The sequence below is a fragment of the Bacillus sp. JJ1127 genome (genome assembly GCF_036965845.1).
Lineage (GTDB): Bacteria > Bacillota > Bacilli > Bacillales > Bacillaceae_G > Bacillus_A.
In genome coordinates this window covers 1-5,459 of the sequence record NZ_JBALQK010000109.1, presented here as the reverse complement: position 1 = coordinate 5,459, position 5,459 = coordinate 1, and the positions used below count along the sequence as shown (strand labels likewise).

General features: G+C 34.8%; 5 protein-coding genes and 1 tRNA gene. All 6 read left to right on the top strand.

Annotation, left to right across the window (positions count from 1 at the left end):
* The first annotated feature begins 716 nt into the window (after positions 1-716).
* The 6 genes from V7183_RS12290 (at position 717) to trmL (ending at position 5,355) form a co-directional block, all read left to right on the top strand.
* The gene (locus tag V7183_RS12290; protein WP_335359702.1) at positions 717-1,493 is read left to right on the top strand and encodes a transglycosylase domain-containing protein; all 777 of its coding nucleotides are present in this window, start codon (positions 717-719) and stop codon (positions 1,491-1,493) included.
* Between the two features lie 188 nt (positions 1,494-1,681).
* Entirely contained in the window at positions 1,682-2,335 is a 654-nt protein-coding gene (locus V7183_RS12285) for a DsbA family protein (protein WP_141523279.1), read from the top strand.
* Between the two features lie 113 nt (positions 2,336-2,448).
* Positions 2,449-2,522: transfer RNA gene (locus V7183_RS12280), tRNA-Gly, on the top strand.
* Between the two features lie 211 nt (positions 2,523-2,733).
* Positions 2,734-3,876 (top strand): tRNA epoxyqueuosine(34) reductase QueG, encoded by a 1,143-nt coding sequence (gene queG / locus V7183_RS12275; RefSeq protein ID WP_097896618.1) that lies wholly within the window; start codon positions 2,734-2,736, stop codon positions 3,874-3,876.
* A 44-nt stretch (positions 3,877-3,920) separates the two neighbouring features.
* Positions 3,921-4,808, top strand: coding sequence for an amidase domain-containing protein (locus tag V7183_RS12270; protein WP_097896616.1), 888 nt, complete (start codon positions 3,921-3,923; stop codon positions 4,806-4,808).
* Positions 4,809-4,866: 58 nt separating this feature from the next.
* Entirely contained in the window at positions 4,867-5,355 is a 489-nt protein-coding gene (gene trmL, locus V7183_RS12265; protein WP_097896614.1) for a tRNA (uridine(34)/cytosine(34)/5-carboxymethylaminomethyluridine(34)-2'-O)-methyltransferase TrmL, read from the top strand.
* Positions 5,356-5,459 lie beyond the last annotated feature (104 nt).

Below are 5,459 nucleotides of genomic sequence, written 5' to 3'. Positions count from 1 at the left end.
TTCTATGCATGAATAGATGCTCTCTCCCACTTAAAAAGAGAGGTTTTTTGTTGGTCTATAGGTTAGTCGCTTGAGATCATCTCAAACGACTAACCTTTCTTTTTGTGTAAAGAAAATCGTCTAATATGTAAGGAGAAAGGTCAAACTAAAAGTATAGTTATTTTGAAACGGAAATTAGAAAGTTAGTATTGATTAATAGAACGTTTGTTCTGTATAATGGTTATACTGTTATAAAGAAACTTGGTCAAAAAATCAGTTCACCGCTCAAAAAACAGATGCATCTCAAATGATATAATAGAAGAATGAGGGCTTCCTATTCAAGTTTTCATATGAATAGGAAGTTAAGAGGTATTGTGATACAATATGTTTTTTATCCCGCTATTCGCGGGCAGTAATACTTCCACCTCAAAATTTGGCGAAAGCATTGTCCAACTCTAGCGGCTAGAATCTTCGGTCGTTTCACTCCCTCGGACGAGGCAAAAAGCGCCTCTCTGTTGGGACTTCAATGTCCTGTGATTCTGAGCGAGCCGCTTCCGCTTTTCTAAAGAAGTTAGGTGAGAGATAAACGGCCCGTAAAAGCCCGATTGATTAAAGTTTAACTTTATACCTTACAACATTGTAAGGTATAGGTAAGAAAAATCGATTGGACGTTCTTTAAAGAAAATGTATTCTTAATTTAAGAATTATATATGATGTACGGAAAAGAGGTGTGCACGATGAAAGAACGAGTATTATCTAGGGTAAACTATCACCAAAAAGTTTCATTCAATCCGATTGCAAAATTTTTTTATAAAGCTATTATTTTATTATTATTACTAAGTTGTACATTATTATTTATCGGAAATGTAATGATTGAACGAAGTGATATTAGTAAGTTACATGTACCTACTCAATTAGTGATACCAGATTCACTAGCTCACGCATTTATTGCGACAGAGGATAAAAGGTTTTATCATCATAACGGTTTAGACTATATAGCAATTGTGCGTGCTTCTATTGAAAATATAAAAGCTGGTGGTGTTGTACAGGGCGGAAGTACAATTACACAACAGCTTGCAAAAAATGTTTTTCTATCTAATGAACGTACGTTTTCTCGGAAATGGAAAGAAATTTTTTATACAAAAAAAATTGAGCGCACATTTACTAAAGATGAGATTTTAAAATTATATGTGAGCAATATTTATTATGGAGAAGGTGCATGGGGAATTGAAAAGGCGGCAAATTTATACTTTGGTAAAAAGGTCAATCAATTAACATTGAGTGAGAGTGCTATGATGGCTGCTGTAGTAAAGGCACCTGCCTATTATTCACCTGCAGAGAATTATGATAAAGCAGTAGAAAGACGAAATGTTGTTTTAAAACTAATGGAGCGACAAGGATACATTAATCATGATGAATATATGCAAGCTGTAAGTGAGAAATTAGTGATTCGTCACGATATTAAAACAGAGCATTCCATGCAAAAGACAGCACGTGAAAAAGCTGTAAGCTAAAGGGAGTTCCTATATAGGAGCTTCTTTTTTATGAATAAAATATGAAAAAAGGGGACACAATATCGTCACATTTGTTATGTTTTTGGAAATTATGTGAGCGTGTTCATTGCGTGACTTGTATAAGTATTGATATTATGTGTAATGTATACAAAAATGTATACAGAATATGAATTTAAAGAGGAATGTATATGAAATCATCAAACAAAATCATGGTTCTTGGTATTGTTTTTTCTGTCGCAGTATTAATCGTAATAGGGACAATTGTGTATAGTATTATAAATGACAAGAAAGATAAAGGGGATGAGATGTTTGCTTATTCCACACAACAATCTTTAGGTAAGGAAGATGCTCCTGTTAAGATTGTAGAATTTGGAGATTTTAAATGTCCAGCTTGTCGAACTTGGGATTCGACAGTATTACCTCGTTTAAAAGAAGATTATATTAATAAAGGTAAAGTAAAGTTTTATTTTATTAACTTCCCATTTATCGGAAAAGATTCTGATTTAGGTGCTGCTGCTGGTGAGGCGATTTATAAACAGGATCCAGAATCATTCTGGACATTCTATAATGAAATCTATCAGAATCAGAAGAAAGAAAATGAAGAATGGATTACAGAAGAACTGCTTCTTAATATAGTAAAGGAAAAACTTCCGAAAGTGAATGTGGAGCAGTTTAAAAAAGATTTACATAGCAAGGAAATGCAAGATAAAGTACGACAGGATTCAGATCACGCAAAAAAACTAAAAGTACCAGGTGCTCCTTCAGTATATGTAAATGGAAATCTTGCGAATCCAGATTATGATAGTATCAAAAAGGAAATTGATAAAGAATTGAAAAAGTGATGAGTATATCATCACTTTTTCGACTTTTTTCGATAAAATTCTTGTTTGGACTTTTGTTACATGCTATAATATTTTACATAAGTTATTTCAATGACTTATGTTTTTTCATATTTGCGGGTGTAGTTTAGTGGTAAAACAAGAGCCTTCCAAGCTCTGGTCGAGGGTTCGATTCCCTTCACCCGCTCCAGATCTTATTTCATATTCTCATAATAAATTGTGATCAACGCAGTGTTTCGTTTCTAAGATAAACGAGGCATTGCGTTTTTTAATGTTTGGAAATGATAATTTTATGGGAAAATAGAATTAAAGAGTATGATTACGAAGTGAATTGCTAACCAACAGTAGGTGGCTACTTGTTAGATGAGGTGTATGTATTCATCGTAGGAGGAAGCTTAAGCATGGATTTTGAGAAATTAAAGCAAGAAGTAATAGCGTATAGTAAGACGATTGGAATAGATAAAATAGGTTTTGCGAGTGCTTCATCATTTGAAGAATTAAAACAGCGTTTAATTCAGCAGCAACAATTAAATTATCAGTCTGGTTTTGAAGAACCTGATATTGAAAAAAGAACAAATCCACAGCTGTTATTGCCTGGTGCAAAGTCAATTATTGCGATTGCGTTAGCATACCCGTCAAAGTTGAAAAATGCGCCGTTAAGTAAGCGAGGAGAGCGAAGAGGTATTTTCTGTCGAGCTTCTTGGGGACAAGATTATCACCTTGTTTTACGAGACCGCTTGCAGAAATTAGAGGCATATTTAATTGAGAAACTTCCAGATATAGAAGTGAAGTCAATGGTGGATACAGGAGAATTGAGTGATCGTGCTGTTTCGGAACGTGCTGGCATTGGGTGGAGTGGAAAGAATTGTTCTATTATTACCCCTGAATTTGGCTCTTATGTATATTTAGGTGAAATGATTACGAACGTACCATTTCCCCCTGACCAGCCGATAGAAGATCAGTGTGGCAGCTGTACAAAGTGTATTGATATTTGCCCAACAGGAGCACTTGTACAGGGCGGACAATTGGATTCTAAAAAATGTATTGCGTTTTTAACACAGACGAAGGGTTTCTTACCTGAAGAATATCGAGATAAGATTGGAAACCGTATATACGGATGTGATACATGTCAAACAGTTTGTCCGAAAAATAAAGGGAAAGATTTTCATAATCATCCCGAAATGGAGCCGGATCCAGAGTTAGTTAAGCCGTTATTATTACCACTTTTAACGATTAGCAATCGAGATTTTAAAGAGAAGTATGGTATTATGTCAGGATCGTGGCGGGGGAAAAAACCACTGCAACGAAATGCAATTTTAGCGCTTGCTCATTTTAAAGAAACGGCAGCAATTCCTGATTTAATAGGTGTTATGAAAGATGATCCAAGACCGGTAATGCGGGGGACCGCAGCATGGGCACTTGGTAAAATTGGCGGCGATGAAGTAGGAGCAGCCATTGAAAAAGCAATGGAACGTGAGAAAGATGAAGAAGTCCTTCATGAAATGAATCGTGGACTTGAATTGTTGGCACAGAAAAAACAGTAGATAATATTACCCTTCTTCATATTGTAATATGGGAGGGAGAGGAAATGATTGTAAGATCACATATTGAAAAACAGATGAAACAATTTTTAGCATTTATAACAAATAAACGTATAAATGCAGATGAAATTCCTGCAGATTTATTGCAAGTATTGCAAAGAAAAAAAAGCTTGTTTCAAAAACGTGGTGCTGAAATAGTAAAAGCAACAGCAGATGTTTCTTTTATTAGACAATTAAATAGCAGGGCATATCAAGAAGTTGATTATCAAGTACATTTGAAATATTTAATCCATCATAAAGAATTATTTTATATTGAAGAGGAACAATTAATACGACGTTTGCGTTTAAAAGATGGATGTATTGCAAAAGATCATGTTATTGAAATGAAAGAAGAAACTGTAAATAGTGGAACACTAGAACGTGAGGGAAAGAAAGGGAAGTCTAGTTCATATCAATATAATCGTCTAGAAGCGGTTAAATATGCGGAACGCTGGTGGGATGATCGAAACCCAGCATATCGCAATTTTCCTGATAATTGTACGAATTTTATTTCACAGTGTCTACATGCAGGGGAGACACCAATGACAGGATATCCTAACATTCGTAAAGGCTGGTGGCAAAGGGAAAATCAGTGGAGTTGGAGCTGGGCAGTAGCTCATTCATTTTATTGGTATTTGTCAGGCGCTACAGCAGGACTTCAGGCTAAAGCAATGGAAAAACCCGAAGAACTTATACTTGGAGATGTAATTGCCTATGATTTTGAAGATGATGGAAGGTGGAATCATACAACAATTGTAGTAGCAAAGGATGCGGATGGTATGCCGCTTGTAAATGCACATTCTGCTAACAGTCGCCGTCGTTATTGGAATTATGAAGATTCGAGTAAGTACACACCACAAATGAAATATAAATTTTTTCATATTATTAATGGGTAGAGATTTTTCGCTCAAGTGGTATAATACGTAGTAGACAAAAAATAGAGGTGAATATCACGTGGGAGTACATGTTGTTTTATATCAACCAGAAATTCCAGCAAATACAGGGAACATTGCACGTACTTGTGCAGCCACTGGAACAGAATTACATTTAATTCGACCGCTTGGATTTTCAACGGATGATAAAATGTTAAAACGTGCTGGTCTAGATTATTGGCAGCACGTAAAAATTACGTATTATGATTCAATTGAAGAGTTTTATGAAAAAAATAAAGATGGTGAATTTTTCTATTTAACAAAGTATGGTGAAAAGGCACATACAGCGTTTGATTATAGTAATCGTGAAAAAGATTACTACTTTGTATTTGGAAGAGAAACAAATGGATTACCGGCAAACGTAATCGAAGAAAATTTTGATCATTGTTTACGTATTCCGATGACAGATAAAGTTCGTTCATTAAACTTATCAAATACAGCAGCAATTTTAATTTATGAAGCGTTCCGTCAGCAAAATTATCCAGGTTTAGATTTAGAAATTGTGTACTAAGAGTCGTCATTTGACGGCTTTTTTCTTTAAAAGGATGTAGAAAATATTTATTTTTATATATACATCAATTAAAAAAACGACATACCCCCCTCTTTTTAGGTGGG

Coding starts and splice junctions, on each gene's coding strand:
- V7183_RS12285 (WP_141523279.1), top strand. CDS start 1,682: ATGAAATCATCAAACAAAATCATGGTTCTTGGTATTGTTTTTTCTGTC.
- queG (WP_097896618.1), top strand. CDS start 2,734: ATGGATTTTGAGAAATTAAAGCAAGAAGTAATAGCGTATAGTAAGACG.
- V7183_RS12290 (WP_335359702.1), top strand. CDS start 717: ATGAAAGAACGAGTATTATCTAGGGTAAACTATCACCAAAAAGTTTCA.
- V7183_RS12270 (WP_097896616.1), top strand. CDS start 3,921: ATGATTGTAAGATCACATATTGAAAAACAGATGAAACAATTTTTAGCA.